This is a genomic window from Bacteroides acidifaciens (assembly GCF_903181435.1).
Classification (GTDB): Bacteria; Bacteroidota; Bacteroidia; order Bacteroidales; family Bacteroidaceae; genus Bacteroides.
The window spans coordinates 1,116,467-1,135,585 of sequence record NZ_CAEUHO010000001.1 but is presented as its reverse complement, the minus strand read 5'-3'; the positions used below and the strand labels follow the sequence as shown (position 1 = coordinate 1,135,585).

16 protein-coding genes and 1 pseudogene are annotated in these 19,119 nt (G+C 43.0%); 13 read left to right on the top strand and 4 right to left on the bottom strand.

Annotation, left to right across the window (positions count from 1 at the left end; all coding sequences use genetic code 11):
- The first annotated feature begins 129 nt into the window (after positions 1-129).
- Together CLIN57ABFB40_RS04605 and CLIN57ABFB40_RS04600 are read left to right on the top strand one after the other, a co-directional pair.
- Positions 130-2,223: an RNA degradosome polyphosphate kinase gene (locus CLIN57ABFB40_RS04605; protein WP_175629082.1), complete on the top strand. Its 2,094-nt coding sequence runs from the start codon at positions 130-132 to the stop codon at positions 2,221-2,223.
- A 2-nt stretch (positions 2,224-2,225) separates the two neighbouring features.
- The gene (locus CLIN57ABFB40_RS04600; RefSeq protein ID WP_175629081.1) at positions 2,226-3,158 is read left to right on the top strand and encodes a Ppx/GppA family phosphatase; all 933 of its coding nucleotides are present in this window, start codon (positions 2,226-2,228) and stop codon (positions 3,156-3,158) included.
- Positions 3,159-3,506: 348 nt separating this feature from the next.
- On the opposite strand, the gene CLIN57ABFB40_RS04595 is transcribed toward CLIN57ABFB40_RS04600, so the two are convergent.
- Positions 3,507-3,647, bottom strand: coding sequence for a hypothetical protein (locus CLIN57ABFB40_RS04595; RefSeq protein WP_167965773.1), 141 nt, complete (start codon positions 3,645-3,647; stop codon positions 3,507-3,509).
- A 359-nt stretch (positions 3,648-4,006) separates the two neighbouring features.
- Here CLIN57ABFB40_RS04595 and trpB point away from each other — a divergent pair, with 359 nt between their 5' ends.
- From trpB to CLIN57ABFB40_RS20490, 9 genes and pseudogenes are all read left to right on the top strand, one after another.
- Entirely contained in the window at positions 4,007-5,194 is a 1,188-nt protein-coding gene (gene trpB, locus CLIN57ABFB40_RS04590) for a tryptophan synthase subunit beta (protein ID WP_175629080.1), read from the top strand.
- Between the two features lie 48 nt (positions 5,195-5,242).
- Entirely contained in the window at positions 5,243-6,649 is a 1,407-nt protein-coding gene (locus CLIN57ABFB40_RS04585; protein ID WP_175629079.1) for an anthranilate synthase component I family protein, read from the top strand.
- A gap of 53 nt (positions 6,650-6,702) precedes the next feature.
- The gene (locus CLIN57ABFB40_RS04580) at positions 6,703-7,269 is read left to right on the top strand and encodes an anthranilate synthase component II (protein WP_175629078.1); all 567 of its coding nucleotides are present in this window, start codon (positions 6,703-6,705) and stop codon (positions 7,267-7,269) included.
- 4 nt (positions 7,270-7,273) lie between these two features.
- Entirely contained in the window at positions 7,274-8,269 is a 996-nt protein-coding gene (gene trpD / locus CLIN57ABFB40_RS04575) for an anthranilate phosphoribosyltransferase (protein ID WP_175629077.1), read from the top strand.
- Positions 8,270-8,271: 2 nt separating this feature from the next.
- On the top strand, positions 8,272-9,054 hold the full coding sequence (gene trpC / locus CLIN57ABFB40_RS04570) for an indole-3-glycerol phosphate synthase TrpC (RefSeq protein ID WP_175629076.1): 783 nt from the start codon (positions 8,272-8,274) through the stop codon (positions 9,052-9,054).
- 26 nt (positions 9,055-9,080) lie between these two features.
- Complete coding sequence (locus CLIN57ABFB40_RS04565; RefSeq protein ID WP_175629075.1) at positions 9,081-9,704, top strand: phosphoribosylanthranilate isomerase; 624 nt, start codon at positions 9,081-9,083, stop codon at positions 9,702-9,704.
- Positions 9,705-9,723: 19 nt separating this feature from the next.
- Positions 9,724-10,497, top strand: coding sequence for a tryptophan synthase subunit alpha (gene trpA / locus CLIN57ABFB40_RS04560; protein ID WP_175629074.1), 774 nt, complete (start codon positions 9,724-9,726; stop codon positions 10,495-10,497).
- Positions 10,498-10,737: 240 nt separating this feature from the next.
- Entirely contained in the window at positions 10,738-11,778 is a 1,041-nt protein-coding gene (locus tag CLIN57ABFB40_RS04555) for an asparaginase (RefSeq protein WP_175630335.1), read from the top strand.
- Positions 11,779-11,925: 147 nt separating this feature from the next.
- Positions 11,926-12,063: pseudogene (locus tag CLIN57ABFB40_RS20490) on the top strand (sugar transferase); the annotation flags it as partial.
- A 581-nt stretch (positions 12,064-12,644) separates the two neighbouring features.
- On the opposite strand, the gene CLIN57ABFB40_RS04550 reads toward CLIN57ABFB40_RS20490, so the two are convergent.
- Positions 12,645-13,253 (bottom strand): helix-turn-helix transcriptional regulator, encoded by a 609-nt coding sequence (locus tag CLIN57ABFB40_RS04550; protein WP_175629073.1) that lies wholly within the window; start codon positions 13,251-13,253, stop codon positions 12,645-12,647.
- Complete coding sequence (locus CLIN57ABFB40_RS04545; protein WP_175629072.1) at positions 13,243-13,947, bottom strand: hemerythrin domain-containing protein; 705 nt, start codon at positions 13,945-13,947, stop codon at positions 13,243-13,245. Before CLIN57ABFB40_RS04545 ends, CLIN57ABFB40_RS04550 begins: the two co-directional genes overlap by 11 nt.
- Before the next feature lie 206 nt (positions 13,948-14,153).
- Between CLIN57ABFB40_RS04545 and CLIN57ABFB40_RS04540 the strand changes: the two genes are divergently transcribed.
- The gene (locus tag CLIN57ABFB40_RS04540; protein WP_175629071.1) at positions 14,154-15,329 is read left to right on the top strand and encodes a phosphoribosylaminoimidazolecarboxamide formyltransferase; all 1,176 of its coding nucleotides are present in this window, start codon (positions 14,154-14,156) and stop codon (positions 15,327-15,329) included.
- A 367-nt stretch (positions 15,330-15,696) separates the two neighbouring features.
- Here CLIN57ABFB40_RS04540 and CLIN57ABFB40_RS04535 read toward each other — a convergent pair whose 3' ends face one another.
- Positions 15,697-18,003: a family 20 glycosylhydrolase gene (locus CLIN57ABFB40_RS04535; RefSeq protein ID WP_175629070.1), complete on the bottom strand. Its 2,307-nt coding sequence runs from the start codon at positions 18,001-18,003 to the stop codon at positions 15,697-15,699.
- A gap of 185 nt (positions 18,004-18,188) precedes the next feature.
- Here CLIN57ABFB40_RS04535 and CLIN57ABFB40_RS04530 point away from each other — a divergent pair, with 185 nt between their 5' ends.
- Positions 18,189-19,103 (top strand): cation diffusion facilitator family transporter, encoded by a 915-nt coding sequence (locus CLIN57ABFB40_RS04530; RefSeq protein WP_175629069.1) that lies wholly within the window; start codon positions 18,189-18,191, stop codon positions 19,101-19,103.
- The last annotated feature ends 16 nt before the right edge of the window (positions 19,104-19,119 follow it).

Below are 19,119 nucleotides of genomic sequence, written 5' to 3'. Positions count from 1 at the left end.
GAATATAAGTGTTTCTACTGATATAGAAAAATAACAAATAAACATTGTAATAAGTTCGTAACAAATTCGTTATAGCTATTACATCTCACTTAGATATTTTTGCAGAAAATTAAAAACAGATTTTTCACCATGAAATCAAGCGAAACAAAAAAGAAGTGTCCTTATGTTGAGCGTGACATCAGTTGGATGTATTTCAACCAACGTATCTTACTCGAAGCTGCCCGCACGGAAGTTCCTTTACTGGAACGGCTGACTTTTCTTGGCATCTATTCAAACAATCTCGACGAGTTCTTCCGTGTCCGTGTAGCAACCTTGAACCGGATTATAGAGTACAACGACAAAAACATACAGAAAGAACAGGAAATCGCCGCACACACTCTGAAACTGATAGGCAAATTACATAACCGTTACTACGAACAGTTTGAAGAGACATTCGTCTCTATCATGGAAGAACTGAAAAAAGAAAATATTTACGTTATCAAAGAAACGGAAATGAATGATAAACAGAAAACATTCATCACTTCTTTCTATCGCAATACGCTGAATGGCTCCACCAACCCGCTTTTCCTTCATGGCCTCCGACAATTTGCCGACCAGACCGATGAAGATATTTATCTCGCCGTCCGCTTGCTGCGCAAAGATGAGACAGGAAAAATAAAAGAGAAAGATTATGCAGTCATCCAGTTGCCGGTCGGAGAATTCGGACGCTTCATCCAATTGCCCGAATCGGAAGGAAAGACTTATCTTATGTTTCTCGACGATGTCATCCGTTACTGCCTGCCGATGATCTTTGTAGGAATGAAATATACCGATTATGAAGCATACACCTTTAAGTTCACCAAAGATGCCGAAATGGAAATAGACAGTGATTTGCGGACAGGCGTACTTCAGAAAATCTCCAAAGGAGTGAAAAGTCGCAAGAAAGGCGAACCTCTCCGTTTTGTGTATGACGAGCAAATCCCCAGGGATTTACTAAAAAGACTGACCGACCGTCTGAATATAGGCAAGAACGATACCCGTGTAGCCGGTGGACGCTATCATAACTTCAAAGACTTAATGAAATTTCCTGTCTGCGGTCACAGTCACCTGAAATACCCTGTTTGGGAGCCTATTTTCAAACCCGAGCTAAATGGTGCGGAAAGCCTGTTGACCTTGATTCGCCAGAAAGACCGCTCATTGCACTATCCTTATCATAGTTTTGATACTTTCATCCGTGTGTTGCGTGAAGCTGCTATCAGCAAAGAAGTGAAAAGCATCAAGACGACACTTTACCGGCTGGCTAAAGATTCCAAAGTAATCAAGGCATTGATTTGTGCAGCAAAAAACGGCAAGAAGGTGACGGTAGTCATCGAATTACTGGCACGTTTTGACGAAGCTTCGAATATCAATTGGAGCAAAAGAATGCAGGATGCAGGAATCCATGTAATCTTCGGAGTGGAAGGACTGAAGATTCACTCCAAACTCGTACACATCGGAACGCGCCACGGAGACATTGCCTGCATCAGTACGGGGAACTTCCACGAAGGAAATGCACGTATGTACACCGACTATACCATTATGACAGCCCACCGTCCTATTGTCCGGGAAGTAAATGCAGTATTCGACTTTATCGAAAAGCCATACACTCCCGCCAATTTCAAAGAATTGCTTGTCTCTCCCAATGATATGCGTAAACGGTTGATTGCTCTTATCAATAAGGAGATAAAGAACAAGGAACAGGGAAAAGACGCCTATATCCTTGCCAAAGTAAACCACATAACGGACCGCGCACTCATCGAAAAGTTATACGAAGCCTCAGCAGCAGGAGTCAAGATAGAATTAGTTGTACGCGGCAACTGTTCTTTGGTACCGGCTGTTCCGGGCGTCAGTGAGAATATACATATCAATGGAATTATAGACCGTTATCTTGAACACTCACGCATCTTTATTTTCGCCAATGGCGGAGAAGAGAAATACTATATCGGTTCGGCAGACTGGATGCCACGAAACCTGGACAACCGCATTGAAGTGCTGGCCCCTGTTTATGATAAAGAGATACAGGCGGATTTAAAACGAATCGTCTGCTACGGATTTCAGGATACAGCCAAAGGACGCATAGTAGACGGAATGGGAACCAACCGGATATGGAATTTTCCGTTCACCCCGCCACTTAGCGAAGGAACAGCACCGTCTTTCCGTTCACAAGAAAAATTATATAACGAATACAAGAACACATTACGATAAGTATGAAAAAAGTTAATTATGCAGCAATCGACATCGGTTCCAATGCCGTTCGGTTACTGATAAAATGCGTAAACGAAGAAAATGCACCCGAACTTATGAGTAAGGTGCAGCTCATCCGTATCCCGTTACGGCTGGGAGAAGACGCTTTCACAGCAGGTGTTATTTCGGCAGAAAAAGAGAAGAAACTAATCCGGCTGATGAAAGCCTACAAGCAATTGATGAAAATATATGATGTAGTGGATTATCGTGCCTGTGCCACGTCCGCTATGCGCGACGCCCGAAACGGAAAGGATATTGTCCGGCAAATAGCCAGGAAAACAGGTATCCGTGTAGATATTATCGACGGGCAGGAAGAAGCACATATTGTATATGACAACCATATCGAGCAACTGTTTGCGTCCGGACAGAATTATCTATATGTAGATGTCGGTGGCGGTAGCACGGAAATCAATCTTATCAGTAACGGAGAATTGAAAAACTCCCGTTCATATAATATAGGTACAGTCCGTATGCTTAGCGGCATGGTGAAAGAAGAGGAAAAGGAAGCGTTACGTACCGACCTGATTGGTATTGCCGCGGAGTACGCGCCTGTCAACATTATCGGCTCGGGCGGAAATATCAACAAGCTCTTCCGTCTCGCAGATAAAAAGGATAAAAAGGCTTCTCTCCTACCTGTTGAATCGCTGCGTGAGATTTATACAGCTTTACAAGCCCTCCCTACCGAACAGCGTATCAAGCAATACAAGCTAAAACCGGACCGGGCAGATGTAATTGTTCCGGCAGCAGAAATCTTTCTTGAAGTGGCGACTTATGTAAAAGCTACCGGTATCATTGTACCTACTATCGGATTGTCCGACGGCATCATTGATAGTCTGTACACGCAGAATATGAATGTAGCACCTGCTTCGCATAATTTTACCTCGCCGATTGAATAAGTTTATGCTTCAGTTTGCATAACTTTATTCGTCTGACTATAGTTGAACTTTCATCTGACTATAGTCATCTTTTCGTCTAACTATAGTCAGACGAATAAAAGACTATAGTTAGACGAATAAAATCATGCAAAACAATTACTACTATCTTGCAATCGGGGGATTAATTCATAGAGAAAACAGTCGGAAAATAGTTCATTCTCCGGCTGTCGACTTATATTAAAAAGAAGGAATGATATCTCTTTTTACGTAAAAGATACAGGAAATCATCGTGAAATAACCCAACTGTCCTGCAAATTTCATTATTAAACTTGCAGGACAGTTTTTTTCTTTATCCGAAACCTTTCAGAATCAGGCAATAAATTGTTGCGCAACGGAAGGAACCATAGCCGACAGCCAAGGTTTCATATCTTCTGCTACCAATAACCAATAAAGCAATAATATAACGAAAATGGCAATAGCAATGCCTACTAAGACTTTTCTCTGTTTCATACTTGTTTTTGTTTAAAAATTCAATATTTATAAGAACAGTTCAGCTCTGAAATTGTTCTATAATCAGAAAAATGAAGGCAAAAGAGAAAAAAAGTTATATTTTGTTTGCTGTTTCAAACAAAGTGTCTATATTTGCTTCGATAAAATAACAAAAGACAATGAGAAGAATATTAGTAAATACATATTGGTGGTGGCGCCCGTTACAACTCCGACAGTCGTAAGGGAGCAGTGCTCGTATGTATATACCTCATTAAAGATATAACAGATTTGAAAGAGCCCTGTCGCAGCTTGCGACAGGGCTCTTTTTATTTGCCCGTCTTCGAACAAAATCAAATAGTAACATAAAAATAGATAGGATTATGAAAAGTTTTTTAGTTGACCAGGATGGCTATTACGGAGAATTCGGCGGGGCTTACGTACCGGAAATACTCCACAAATGTGTAGAGGAGCTGAAGAATAAGTACCTCGAAGTAATTGAAAGTGAAGACTTCAAGAAAGAATTCGACCAATTGCTGCGTGACTACGTAGGACGCCCTTCCCCACTCTATCTGGCGAAACGCCTTTCGGAAAAGTATGGTTGCAAACTGTATCTGAAACGGGAAGACCTGAACCATACGGGCGCCCACAAAATCAACAACACTATCGGGCAAATCCTGTTGGCACGCCGCATGGGAAAGAAACGTATCATCGCCGAAACAGGTGCCGGACAACACGGAGTGGCAACCGCTACCGTATGTGCACTGATGGATATGGAATGCATCGTTTATATGGGAAAGACGGACGTAGAACGCCAACATATCAACGTAGAGAAAATGAAAATGCTGGGAGCCACTGTCATCCCTGTCACTTCGGGAAACATGACTCTGAAAGATGCCACTAACGAAGCGATTCGTGACTGGTGCTGTCATCCTGCCGACACTTATTATATCATCGGTTCTACTGTAGGCCCTCATCCTTACCCCGACATGGTGGCACGCCTGCAATCCGTCATCAGCGAAGAAATCAAGAAACAGCTTCAGGAAAGGGAAGGACGCGACTTTCCCGACTATCTGATAGCCTGTGTAGGCGGTGGAAGCAATGCTGCCGGAACTATCTATCACTATATCAATGACGAACGGGTAGGCATCATCCTGGCGGAAGCCGGGGGTAAGGGAATAGAGACAGGAATGACTGCCGCCACCATCCAACTAGGAAAAATGGGAATCATCCACGGAGCACGTACATACGTCATCCAAAACGAAGACGGACAGATTGAAGAGCCATACTCCATTTCTGCCGGACTGGATTATCCGGGAATCGGGCCGATACATGCCAACCTTGCCGCACAAAGACGCGCCAACGTGTTGGCCATCAACGATGACGAAGCCATAGAAGCTGCCTACGAACTGACGAAGCTGGAAGGAATTATCCCTGCACTGGAATCGGCACACGCACTAGGCGCTTTGAAGAAACTGAAGTTTAAACCGGAAGATGTGGTTGTACTCACGGTTTCGGGACGAGGTGACAAAGACATCGAGACTTATTTATCTTTCAACGAAGAACAATAGGAGAACCAGCCAAATCGAATTTATAACTTGCAATTAATAAAAGCAGAGATGAAAACATTTAATTATACTACCCATAGCAAACAGGTGCTCGGAGATATGCATACTCCCGTCAGCATCTACCTGAAAGTGCGCGACATGTATCCGCAATCTGCATTAATGGAAAGCTCCGATTATCATGCGGGAGAGAACTCTTTATCATTCATAGCCCTTTGCCCGCTGGCAAATATCGGCGTAAACAGCGGCATTGTTACAGCCAATTATCCGGACGGCAGCCGTACTGAGGAGCCGTTGACTAAGACGTTCACCGTGGAAAAAGCCATGAACCGCTTTATCAGCCAGTTCCAGGTGACCGGAGAATATAAGAATGTATGCGGACTCTATGGATATACCACATTCAATGCCGTGAAGTACTTCGAGCATATTCCGGTAAAAGAAAGCCATGATGAACAGAATGACGCACCGGATTTGCTATACATATTATATAAGTATGTCATTGTCTTCAATCACTTCAAGAATGAACTGACATTAGTGGAGATGTCCTCCGAAGGAGAAGAGAGCGGTCTGCCGGAACTGGAAGCAGCCATCGAAAACAGGAATTATGCTTCTTACAATTTCTCGGTGACTGGCCCCGTCACCAGTCCTATCACGGACGAAGAGCATAAAGCGAATGTCCGTAAAGGAATTGCCCACTGTATGCGTGGCGATGTTTTTCAAATCGTACTTTCCAGAAGATTTATCCAACCTTATGCCGGAGATGATTTCAAAGTTTACCGGGCACTACGCAGCATTAATCCTTCTCCTTATCTTTTCTATTTCGACTTCGGCGGATACCGCATTTTTGGCTCTTCACCGGAGACGCACTGCAAGATTGAAGACGAACATGCGTATATCGACCCGATTGCGGGAACCACCCGCCGCAGCGGAGACATCGTGAAAGACCGTGAGCTGGCTGAAGCATTGCTTGCCGACCCCAAAGAGAATGCCGAACACGTAATGCTGGTAGACCTCGCAAGAAATGACCTTTCCCACAATTGCCATGATGTACGGGTGGTATTCTACAAAGAGCCGCAATATTATAGCCATGTCATCCATCTGGTAAGCCGTGTCAGTGGTGTGTTGAATGAAGGGGCGGATAAGATAAAGACATTTATCGACACTTTCCCCGCCGGCACATTAAGCGGCGCACCGAAAGTACGCGCCATGCAGCTAATCAGTGAAATCGAGCCCCATAACCGCGGAGCATATGGCGGTTGCATCGGTTTTATCGGATTGAACGGTGAATTAAACCAAGCCATCACCATCCGTACGTTTGTAAGCCGCAACAATGAATTATGGTTCCAGGCGGGTGGCGGTATCGTGGCACGCAGTCAGGATGAATACGAATTGCAAGAGGTGAATAATAAGTTGGGAGCGTTGAAAAAAGCAATTGATTTGGCTGTAAAATTAAAGAACTAAGCGGGAAACAGAAAAAACAATTGAAGCAACAATTTTACAAAGACAATAAAGAAATGAAAATATTACTTTTAGATAACTATGACTCTTTCACCTATAACTTGCTACACGCAGTGAAAGAATTGGGGGCTACGGATATAGAAGTAGTCCGTAATGACCAGATAGAACTTGATGATGTAGAACGGTTCGATAAAATCATCCTGTCTCCCGGACCGGGTATCCCCGAAGAAGCGGGATTGCTGTTACCTATTATAAAAAGGTATGCTCCTACCAAAAGTATTCTGGGGGTTTGTTTAGGACATCAAGCTATCGGTGAGGCTTTCGGAGCACGTCTGGAAAATCTGAAAAAAGTATATCACGGGGTGCAGACTCCGGTCAGTATCCTTAGTCGCGATATACTCTTTGAGGGATTGGGAAAGGAAATTCCTGTCGGAAGATACCACTCCTGGGTAGTAAGCCGGGACAGTTTTCCCGACTGCCTGGAAATAACGGCAGAAAGCAAGGAAGGACAAATCATGGCATTGCGCCATAAAACTTATGATATACATGGCATCCAGTTCCATCCCGAATCCGTATTAACTCCGCAAGGAAAAGAAATTATCAAAAACTTCTTAAACGATTAAAGTTATGAAACAGATTCTATACAAACTTTTCGAGCATCAATATCTGGGACGCGATGAGGCGCGTACTATTTTGCAAAACATCGCACAAGGGAAATACAATGATGTACAGGTGGCATCGCTAATCACTGTCTTCCTGATGCGCAACATTTCCGTTGAGGAATTATGCGGTTTCCGCGACGCATTGCTTGAGATGCGTGTTCCGGTAGATTTGAGCGAGTTCGCCCCGATAGATATTGTAGGAACCGGTGGTGACGGGAAAAATACGTTCAACATTTCTACGGCTTCTTGTTTTACCGTTGCCGGAGCAGGTTTTCCGGTAGTAAAACATGGTAATTATGGGGCAACATCAGTCAGTGGCGCCAGCAATGTGATGGAACAGCATGGTGTGAAGTTCACCAGTGATGTCAATCAACTCCGTCGTAGCATGGAACAATGCAATATCGCCTATCTGCATGCCCCCTTATTCAATCCGGCCTTGAAAGCGGTCGCTCCGGTTCGCAAGGGACTTGCCGTACGTACTTTCTTCAATATGCTCGGTCCGTTGGTGAATCCGGTATTGCCGGCTTATCAGCTTTTAGGGGTTTATAATCTCCCGCTACTGCGTCTCTATACCTATACTTATCAAGAAAGTAAGACGAAATTTGCGGTCGTTCATAGTTTGGACGGATATGATGAAATTTCCCTGACTAATGAATTTAAAGTGGCAACCAGTGCCAACGAAAAGATTTATACTCCTGAAAGCCTCGGATTCTCCCGCTATAAAGATACCGATTTGGACGGTGGACAAACACCGGAAGATGCCGCTAAAATCTTTGATAATATCATGAATAACACAGCGAGCGAAGCCCAGAAGAATGTAGTGGTTGTCAACTCTGCTTTTGCCATTCATGTAGTTTGTCCGGAGAAAACAATTGAAGAGTGCATCGCCATGGCTAAAGAATCGCTGGAAAGTGGACGGGCATTGGCTACTTTGAAGAAATTTATTGAATTAAACAGTTAAATATGAAAGATATATTATCCGAAATTATAGCCAACAAACGATTTGAAGTCGATCTGCAAAAGCAGGCTATTTCTATCGAACAGTTACAGGAAGGCATCAGCGAAGCTCCGGCTATCCGTTCCATGAAACAAGCACTGGCTTCTTCAATGTCAGGTGTGATAGCCGAGTTCAAACGACGTTCACCATCCAAAGGATGGATAAAGCAGGGAGCACTTCCGGAAGAGGTTGTCCCATCCTATGTGAAAGCAGGCGCTTCCGCGCTCTCTATTCTCACTGACGAGAAGTTTTTCGGCGGGAGACTAAAAGATATTCGCACTGCACGTCCTTTGGCAGAGATTCCTATTCTCAGAAAGGATTTCATCATTGACGAATACCAGCTTTACCAGGCTAAAATCATCGGCGCGGATGCCGTGCTCCTTATTGCAGCCGCACTGGAACCGGAAAAATGCAATGAACTCACAGAGAAAGCCCACTCTTTGGGTTTGGAAGTTTTGCTGGAGATTCACAGTGCTGACGAATTGGGCTATATTAATAAGGAAATAGATATGGTAGGAATCAACAACCGCAATTTAGGGACTTTCTTCACCGATGTGGAAAACTCTTTCCGATTGGCAGGGCAACTTCCCCAGGATGCAGTATTGGTATCCGAAAGCGGCATCTCCAATCCTGAAACCGTAAAGCGTCTTCGGGCAGCCGGATTCCGAGGCTTCCTGATTGGTGAAACATTTATGAAAACTGAACAACCGGGAGAAACTTTACAGAATTTCCTGCAAGCAATACAATAAACTAAATATTCAAAACGGACAGCCCTATGATCAACGGAAAAATTATCAAAGTATGCGGTATGTGTGAAGCTGAAAACATACGGGACGTAGAATCTCTTGAAGGGATTGATATGCTGGGATTTATCTTTTATCCCAAATCTCCCCGGTATGTTTACGAACTTCCGGCTTATCTCCCTATCCATACCCGACGTGTCGGAGTCTTTGTGAATGAAGACAAACAGGTAGTCAGCATGTTTGCGGATCGCTTCGGACTGGACTATGTGCAACTACACGGAAATGAGTCTCCGGAATACTGCCGGTCACTGCACACTGCGGGATTGAAAATCATCAAAGCCTTTTCAGTAGCCCGTCCCAAGGATTTAACCAAGGTATATGAATATGAGAAAGTGTGCAACCTGTTCCTGTTCGATACCAAATGCGAGCAATATGGCGGTTCGGGCAACCAGTTCGATTGGAACATCCTACATACATATAACGGACATGTGCCTTTTCTGCTAAGCGGTGGCATCAACCCTTACAGTGCCAATGCGCTGAAAGAATTCAAGCACCCCCGCCTTGCCGGATACGACCTCAACAGCCGTTTTGAATTTACATCGGGAAAGAAAGATTCGGAACGCATCCGGACATTCCTAAATGAACTAAAATCATAATTTTAAAATTCCAATAATCATGAATAGAATTAATCAACTTTTCAATAGCAATAAGAAAGATATATTATCTATTTATTTCTGTGCCGGTGATCCTACGTTAGACGGTACTGCTAATGTAATCCGTACACTCGAAAAGCACGGAGTCAGTATGATTGAAATCGGGATTCCCTTCAGCGATCCGATGGCAGACGGCATCGTCATTCAGAATGCGGCTACCCGGGCGTTGCGCAACGGCATGTCCCTGAAACTTCTTTTTGAACAATTGCGCGACATTCGCAAAGATGTGAATATACCACTTGTGTTTATGGGATACTTGAATCCAATCATGCAGTTCGGATTTGAAAACTTCTGCCGTCAATGCGTGGAATGTGGTATTGACGGGGTTATCATCCCCGATCTTCCTTTCCGTGATTATCAGGAACAATGCCGTATCATCGCCGAACGCTACAACATCAAAGTCATCATGCTTATCACACCGGAAACCAGCGAAGAACGGGTACGTGAAATTGACGAGCATACAGACGGTTTCATCTATATGGTTTCGTCCGCAGCAACCACCGGGGCACAGCAGGATTTCAACGAACAGAAACGGTCTTACTTCAAGAAGATAGAAGATATGCATCTAGATAATCCGCTGATGGTAGGATTCGGAATCTCTAACAAAGCGACTTTTCAAGCAGCTTGCGAACATGCTTCGGGAGCAATTATAGGCAGCAAATTTGTCACTTTACTTGAAGAAGAAAAAGACCCGGAAAAAGCCATCCTCAAATTGAAGGAAGCACTAAAAAAATAATGATAGCCGGCAGTAAGTAGCTAAAGTAACCAGGCTGGAAGTCATCCTATAGTCCCGGGAACTTTAACTACTTTCTTTTAAAGATGCGAAAACTTTTTCTTTTAAATCGTCGGTTATTCCCGTATAAATATTCAGATTTACAACATTTCAGCACAAACGACAAACAAATTCATCATTTACTATTCATAATTTGTAATTAATCGGTATCTTTGTCAGCGTTTTAACAGTAATTCAATGATTATGAAAGTAGACACTCCCTCTGTTTTGTTAATTTACACGGGTGGAACTATCGGAATGATAGAAAATCCTGAAACGGGTGCTTTAGAGAACTTCAATTTCGACCATCTGCTCAAGCATGTTCCTGAGCTGAAAAGATTCAATTACCGCATCTCTTCCTATCAATTCGAACCACCTATCGACTCTTCGGATATGGAGCCTGCTTACTGGGCAAAACTGGTAAAGATTATCAATTATAATTACGAGCATTTTGATGGCTTCGTCATCCTTCACGGGACAGATACCATGGCTTACACCGCTTCTGCTTTAAGCTTTATGCTCGAAAACCTGAGCAAACCTGTTATCCTCACCGGTTCGCAGCTTCCTATCGGAACTTTACGGACGGATGGAAAAGAAAATCTGATTACCGCTATTGAAATCGCCGCCGCCAAGAACCCGGATGGTACAGCTATTGTTCCCGAAGTATGTATATTCTTCGAGAATCACTTGATGCGCGGCAACCGCACCACAAAAATCAACGCGGAAAACTTCAACGCATTCCGCTCTTTCAACTACCCGCCGTTGGCGCGCGTAGGTATTCATATCAAATACGAACCTAACCTTATCCGTAAACCTGACCCTACCAAACCGCTAAAACCACATTATCTGTTTGATACGAATGTGGTCATACTGACGCTTTTTCCCGGCATTCAAGAGAGCATCGTGACCTCGCTCCTGCATGTTCCCGGACTGAAGGCAGTGGTCATGAAAACCTTCGGTTCAGGAAACGCACCGCAAAAAGAATGGTTTATCCGCCAATTAAAGGAAGCTACCGAACGGGGGATTATCATAGTCAACATCACCCAATGTGCTTCGGGAGCCGTGGAAATGGGACGCTATGAGACGGGGATGCATCTTCTGGAAGCCGGAGTTATCAGTGGATACGACAGCACCCCCGAATGTGCTATCACCAAACTTATGTTTTTACTAGGACATGGATTATCCAATCAGGATATCCGGTACAAAATGAACTCCTGTCTAATAGGAGAAATCACCAAACCCTGATAAGATACAAATATATTCATTATAATCCCTTATTTCTTCGACTTACAGATTCCTGTAAAAGAGAAGATTAAGGGATTTCTCATTTCATTTGCACAGAGTTTCAATCAATCTCGAAAGAGCTAATATAGAACCAAACCGGAAGTGTATTTGCTTTCCTTACATAAAACAGCAAAAGATAGTAAAACAATCGAGCTGTTCTCTAAACTAAGTATAGGGGTATTCTATGCAGTATCGAATTGTAACAAAGCTATCAAAGTATTGGATAAGATACGGGAACAAGTAGAAAAAGTCTCTATCAGTAACTATAAATAATGAGAATAACTACGTAATATACCTCATATAGGTGATTGTAGTACATACTGAAACACACTATCTTTGCAGTATCAGAATTGAATTAATTAGTCATAATTTTATTACGTAGCCACATTTAAGTAAAATGAAATAGAGTCCCGCCGAAGCGATTTCGTCGGGATTTTGTTTTTAAATGATATTTTATAATCCCGACAAGACCAAGATATGTATACTCAGGTTTATTTCAGAATAAAAAAAAACGAGTCAATTCCTTTATGGAACCACCCGCCTCACATCAGAAAAGCCTTAAAGGCTTTTCTTTTCATTACCTCTTTTTCCTGAAAACGAATCTTCTTTGTACCCTAAAACTTCTTACCTATTGTTATCCTTTTACCTTCTATTAAAAACTTTCCTATTGAACTAAAAACTTTAATACCTTAAATTTATTGTCTAATCTAATACCTTCATATTTTCTTTTACCTTATAAACTAATAGCAATTTCCCAACTGCGCTGCAAAGGTACGAATAATTTCCGTGTGCGCAAACGGTTTTATATTTAATAACATTTCATTAGACTATAAATCCTTCACATCATTCAGCGTAACCAGCTTATTTACAATAGCATAAATAGTCAGACCGGCTGCACTGTGTATTTGCAATTTTTTGCTAATATTTCTCCTGTGAGTGATGACTGTATGAATAGACAAAAACAGTTTTTCTGCAATTTCCTTATTCGTCATTCCTTTCACCACACAAATTACAATTTCTTTCTCCCGTTGGCTGAGTGCATCCTGACTATCTGTTTCTTCCTGAGAAGCCATATTCAGCAAACCTGCAATCTTCTTGGAAAGAATTTCCAAATCGTCAAAGATAGAAATAGACTCATCGTACTTGCCCAACAAAGAAGCATCTACAAAAGAAGTGACCAAAGCTATTACACGTATTCTTTTACCGGACGTTTCTTCCCGGAACTTAGCTACATCGAAATAATCACCGAAAGCCGGATTGACAATCAGCATGTCAGGGCATTGCGTCCGGACACAATCATGCAAAGCCTCAACGGACAACAATTCTATGGGTTGCATCTTCACATTGGAAAGACGTTTCAAGGCAACGGTCAATCCACCACGAATAATCACAGAGTTCTCAGCAATCGCTATTCGAACAACCTCGTTATTTTTCATTTTCTCTAATTCTCCTTTCCAAATTCAGAATAGCAGGAACAAAAATATAATCTTCCACCTTACAATGAGACTCCAAGCCGGCCTCACAGGCATAAATATCGAAAAGAGCCGCATTCAGAAGATTCTCATTGGCTTTGGCAGGACAATATTTGATAATAATATTCTTTAGTTCTGTCAACTTCTCCCCTACCTGATCATGGTGTTTGGAGAATGTACTAATCTGATAATTCTTCGGAGCATTTCCTGCAATCAACGCATCCACATACTTGAAAACAGTCTTCTCTTCATAATCCATATGCTTGCGTACTTCGCGCGTATATTCATCAAAAAACTTCAGAATAAGAAAAGCGACATCATCCTGAGAGCAGTCAATAGCCTCAATCAGTTTACGCCGGATAGCAGGAAGAGAAAAATCAAGAAAATAACTATGCGCCTGCCGCAGATAGTCTATCAGCCCGGGGATCGAAATATTATCTTTATCACCATTCAGGCGGGAAAAGCCCTCTGCTATGAAATTGACCACAATCAGAAACGTCTGGCAGTCTACACTGTTCTGCTCACAGACTTCTTTTACTGTTTTATCTCCGAAACCCAAGGATAGTCCGAAACGGCTCATCACTTGCAATAAAGAATAGTCATCACTGATAAGATCAATCATCTTATCAGTTGATTTATATTTTTGTGAATTATCCATTGATACCTACTTTATATTAGAAGCTACAAAGAAACGGAATATTTCACTGAAATACAATCATCATTTATAGGTATTTTGAACCATTACAAAACCCAAAATACTAATTACATGCTACTATTTTACATCACAAGTATAGGTGAGCTTGTCTTTTTTTAGTAATTTTGTCGCTATCAATTTGTAATTAATAACTCGTAATAATCAATAAAATGGCAAACGAACTCGAATTGAAATACGGCTGCAACCCTAATCAAAAGCCTGCCCGTATTTTTATGAAAGAAGGTGAACTCCCCATCGAAGTTCTGAACGGACGCCCCGGTTACATCAATCTGCTGGATGCGTTCAACAGTTGGCAATTAGTAAAGGAACTGAAAGAAGCTACCGGACTACCGGCTGCCGCTTCCTTTAAACATGTCAGCCCGGCGGGTGCCGCCGTCGCAGTGGAGATGAGCGATACGCTGAAAAAGATTTATTTTGTAGATGACGTAAAACTGTCACCGCTGGCAACAGCATATGCACGTGCACGCGGCGCAGACCGCATGTCGTCTTATGGAGATTTTATCGCATTATCCGATACTTGCGACGAAGAGACAGCACGCATCATTAATCGTGAAGTGTCCGATGGCGTTATTGCACCGGATTATACTCCCGAAGCTTTGGAAATCCTGAGAAATAAAAGAAAAGGTACATATAATGTAATAAAGATAGACCCTGCTTATCGTCCGGCTCCTATCGAACACAAAGATGTGTTCGGCGTGACTTTCGAACAAGGTAGAAACGAACTGAAAATTGACGAAAGCCTTTTGAAAGAGATGCCCACAGCCAACAAAGAAATTCCGGCTGACGCAAAACGTGATTTGATTATTGCCCTAATCACTTTGAAATATACACAATCCAACTCTGTATGTTATGCAAAGGACGGACAGGCGATTGGTATCGGTGCAGGTCAACAATCCCGCATTCACTGTACGCGCCTGGCAGGCAACAAAGCTGATATATGGTATTTACGCCAGCACCCGAAGGTGATGAATCTGCCGTGGATTGAGAAGATTCGCCGTGCCGACCGCGACAATACCATCGACGTATATATTTCAGAAGACCACGAAGATGTATTGGCAGACGGCGTTTGGCAACAGTTCTTCACTGAAAAGCCGGAAGTACTGACCCGCGAAGAAAAACGCGCTTGGCTGGACACCATGACAGGAGTATCCTTAGGTTCGGATGCTTTCTTCCCGTTTGGAGATAATATCGAAAGAGCACATAAGAGCGGGGTCAGCTACATTGCACAACCGGGCGGTTCTGTACGTGACGACCATGTTATCAGCACTTGCGACAAGTATAATATGGCAATGGCATTTACGGGTATCCGCTTGTTCCACCATTAAAAACATCCCCTATAAAAGCGAAGATTTACAGTTATTAATCCCAACTTTTAGCAAAGTTAAAGTAAACTTCTTATTTTATATATCCCCATTTATAATGAGAATGAGACATTTATTCCATTACAAATGGGGATTTCCTATTTATAAAGGACACCCTATCTTTGCGACATTACATAAAAAAGAAGACTTTATCCAATAAACCGGGATGTCTCTTATTGAAATCTCTTACCTTCTTCGAGAAGCGTATTGTCTGGTGTGGGCATACAACAAAGCGGATAAAAGTATCACTACTTTCACCCGCTTCTGACCTAACCTAAACTTGACCTAAATATTACATTACTAATGAAAACTGATTATTAGAGAACATTTTTTATTCATGTTTCAACCATTCTTTCGGAAGAACAGTCTTTTCACCTTTATCATTTACCAATTCCATTTGCAGCACACCGCCATTACAATCGAAATAACGTACTTCCATCGGATGCAATCCGGCTTTCAATGCTTTCTGCACGATAATCTCTACCGGAGAATGTGCGCCGTCGTTATCTCCCAGCAATTCACCGTCAAGTTTCAACGTGCTGCCGTCGTCCGAGAGAAGGGCAAATGTATAAATGCCGTCGGCAGGAACTTCCAGATAGCCGGTCAGTACCAGACCAATGTCGCCCTTCACTCCTTCGGGGATAGATACGGATTCTATGACGTACTCTTCCTTTATGGGAGCAGCGTCAATATCCGCACAGAGATTTCCGCGGAAGTCGTGCCATACGGCTTTCAGTCCGGGTTGCAAAGAAGCCGGAGTTGTTGCAGCTTCCGCATAAGGGGCTTTGACATATTTTGTACGTACCACGTCCGAAGGAGAACCATCCTTGCGGAAAGTACGGAAAGTAAAGTCCGTTGTCTCCTTTATTTTCAGGGCGCCATCATAAAGAGACGATTGCTTGTTAGGCATGCTTCCATCCGTTGTATAGCGGATTTCAGTGTCCGGCAGCGGACAAGTCAGATTCACCGTAGCATCATCTATAAACGCGTTCACCTTGTAGAATCCCTGCAAATCGGGAATACGGTAGTTCACTCCCATTACATCCATACGCTTGAATTGCGGAACAAGCTGACGGTAGAACTCATCAAGTTCCGGTTTGGCTACCGGCTCAGCCCAGGCTATTTCACTCAATGCTATCATGCGGGGAACAATCATGTATTCGATGCGCTTCATTGTCGGAATCCATTCCGCCCAAAGATTCGCCTGTACACCCCAGATATATTCTTTCTGTTCCGATGACAGGCTGTCGTCTGCATACGGGTCGAATGCTAATATCTTCTTTACTGAGTTCTGGTCTTGGGCATAGTCGAAGTAAAAAAAATCGTTCGGACAGGCTATCACTTTTTGCTGTTGCGTTGTTGCCGTGGGCAGTGCATCTTTCGCCCAACTTCTCCACCACATAATAGTAGCGTCTGAAGATAATCCGTCCTTCACTACTTCATCCCAACCTACGAGTTTCTTTCCGTTGGCATGGAAGAATTTCTCCATATCACGTACAAACCATGCCTGAAGCTCTTCCACCGAACCCAATTTCTCCGTACGGATACGTTTTTGGCAACGGGGGCATTTCTTCCAGTTATTCTTTTCCACTTCGTCTCCACCCATATGCACATACTCATAAGGGAAAAGTTCAAAAACTTCCTTGAAGACATTCCGGCAGAATTCTAAAGTCGCATCTTTGCCCGGACAGATGGGAGAAGAGAATGTCTCTCCCCAACCAACCAAGCCGTCGCAAGCTAAATCCGGATACTGGCTGATAGCTGCCAGAAAATGTCCCGGCATATCAATCTCGGGTATCACATCAATCCCTCTCTGTGCGGCATAAGCCACTATTTCTTTTACATCATCGTGCGTATAATAACCTCCATACAACGTGTCGCCTTCCACAATCCGTAGTTTGTCCTCAGGAATCAGGAAGTCCGTATTGTCTTCCTCTGCCGCACGCGCCATACAAGTACGGTCGTGATTGTTGAATTGTCTCCATGCCCCCTTTTCTGTCAGCAGCGGATATTTCTCAATCTCTATGCGCCAACCCTGGTCATCGGTGAGATGCCAGTGGAATTTGTTCAATTTGTACAGAGACATCAAATCCAACACGTGCTTCACTTCTTCTTTATTCCAAAAGTGACGGGAAGCGTCCAGCATAAATCCGCGCCACTCAAAACGGGGAGCGTCTTCTATCTGTACAGCAGGAATGGAGTAAGTACGCTTCGTACCCTGCATTTCTATTTCGGCGGGAAGCAACTGACGGATAGTGGTAACAGCGGAAATAATGCCCGAATAATCGTTGGCTTCCACCCGGATAAATTCCGGTGTAGACTGAAGTTTGTAAGAACCGGGGTTCCCGCCAGTATTCCCCAACTGGAAATAGACATCTACCTGATTTTTATCAGCAGTGACTTCGACAGAAGATGACACTACGTTCCGAAGAATCTCTTGCAGGTAGCCGACTGCCGGAAAGAGGGACTGGTCGGACACCCCTATCTTCATTTCATCCTTAAAAACAAAGGCGCCCGACTGCTCAGTCAGACTTACGGGGGTAGGTAAAATTGCAACTTCCTGCTTGACAACAGACGTGCAAGCAGAAAATACACAAGCTGATACAATCAGCAAAGAGGTACTTAGTTGTTTGAACATGAGGTTAACTATTTAATAAATGATTTGTCCTGTTTTTAATTGACTATCTATATATAATACAACTAAAACAGGCAAACTACTAAAAGGTAATGAAAACTTTTTTGCGTCTCGGATTCACAAATTGCTATAAATGATTATCTTTGAACCCAATTATCACTACAAATTAAGGATAAAGACCTGCTTAAATGTCAAGAGAGAATATCTTAATCAAAACCTCATGGATTAGCACCATAGGCAATGCAATCCTGTCTGCATCAAAAATCATTATCGGTTTGTTAGCCGGAAGTCTGGCGGTACTCGGCGATGGTATCGACTCGGCGACGGACGTCATTATCTCTGTCGTCATGATTTTCACGGCACGGGTCATCAGCCGCCCGCCTTCAAAAAAATACGTGTTCGGTTATGAGAAAGCGGAAAGCATCGCGACCAAAATTCTGTCACTTATGATATTTTATGCCGGCATGCAAATGCTACTGTCATCCGTCACAAGCATCTTTTCGGATGAAGTGAAAGAAATCCCATCGGCTATCGCTATTTATGTGACTATATTCTCCATTGTAGGGAAACTGCTGCTGGCATCATACCAATACAAACAAGGAAAGAAAATAGACAGCTCCATGCTGACGGCAAATGCGATAAATATGCGTAATGATGTCGTTATCTCGGCGGGAGTTTTATTTGGTCTGATTTTTACTTTTATATTCAAATTGCCGATACTCGATTCGATAACGGGACTGATAATCAGCCTCTTTATCATCAAGTCGTCCATCGGCATTTTCCTTGACTCGAATGTGGAACTCATGGATGGCGTGAAGGATGTCAATGTGTATAATAAGATATTCGAAGCTGTCGAGAAAGTACCGGGGGCAAGCAATCCGCACCGGGTCAGGTCAAGAATGATAGGGAACCGGTATATAATTACGCTCGATATAGAGGTGAATCCGCAGATAACAATTACACAGGCGCACGAGATTGCCGGGGCAGTGGAGAAAAGCATTGAAAGCTCGATAGATAATGTCTATGATATTCTGGTGCATGTGGAACCTGCCGGAGAGTGTCAGACGGATGAAAAATTCGGGGTAGACAAGGATATGGTATGATTCAGTCCTAAAAAAA

Bases quoted from the DNA above. Each gene is read 5' to 3' on its own strand.
- CLIN57ABFB40_RS04605 (WP_175629082.1), top strand. From the start codon at position 130: ATGAAATCAAGCGAAACAAAAAAGAAGTGTCCTTATGTTGAGCGTGAC.
- trpB (WP_175629080.1), top strand. From the start codon at position 4,007: ATGAAAAGTTTTTTAGTTGACCAGGATGGCTATTACGGAGAATTCGGC.
- CLIN57ABFB40_RS04540 (WP_175629071.1), top strand. From the start codon at position 14,154: ATGGCAAACGAACTCGAATTGAAATACGGCTGCAACCCTAATCAAAAG.
- trpC (WP_175629076.1), top strand. From the start codon at position 8,272: ATGAAAGATATATTATCCGAAATTATAGCCAACAAACGATTTGAAGTC.
- CLIN57ABFB40_RS04600 (WP_175629081.1), top strand. From the start codon at position 2,226: ATGAAAAAAGTTAATTATGCAGCAATCGACATCGGTTCCAATGCCGTT.
- CLIN57ABFB40_RS04550 (WP_175629073.1), bottom strand. From the start codon at position 13,253: ATGAAAAATAACGAGGTTGTTCGAATAGCGATTGCTGAGAACTCTGTG.
- CLIN57ABFB40_RS04535 (WP_175629070.1), bottom strand. From the start codon at position 18,003: ATGTTCAAACAACTAAGTACCTCTTTGCTGATTGTATCAGCTTGTGTA.
- CLIN57ABFB40_RS04545 (WP_175629072.1), bottom strand. From the start codon at position 13,947: ATGGATAATTCACAAAAATATAAATCAACTGATAAGATGATTGATCTT.
- CLIN57ABFB40_RS04530 (WP_175629069.1), top strand. From the start codon at position 18,189: ATGTCAAGAGAGAATATCTTAATCAAAACCTCATGGATTAGCACCATA.
- CLIN57ABFB40_RS04585 (WP_175629079.1), top strand. From the start codon at position 5,243: ATGAAAACATTTAATTATACTACCCATAGCAAACAGGTGCTCGGAGAT.
- trpA (WP_175629074.1), top strand. From the start codon at position 9,724: ATGAATAGAATTAATCAACTTTTCAATAGCAATAAGAAAGATATATTA.
- CLIN57ABFB40_RS04595 (WP_167965773.1), bottom strand. From the start codon at position 3,647: ATGAAACAGAGAAAAGTCTTAGTAGGCATTGCTATTGCCATTTTCGTT.
- CLIN57ABFB40_RS04580 (WP_175629078.1), top strand. From the start codon at position 6,703: ATGAAAATATTACTTTTAGATAACTATGACTCTTTCACCTATAACTTG.
- trpD (WP_175629077.1), top strand. From the start codon at position 7,274: ATGAAACAGATTCTATACAAACTTTTCGAGCATCAATATCTGGGACGC.
- CLIN57ABFB40_RS04555 (WP_175630335.1), top strand. From the start codon at position 10,738: ATGAAAGTAGACACTCCCTCTGTTTTGTTAATTTACACGGGTGGAACT.
- CLIN57ABFB40_RS04565 (WP_175629075.1), top strand. From the start codon at position 9,081: ATGATCAACGGAAAAATTATCAAAGTATGCGGTATGTGTGAAGCTGAA.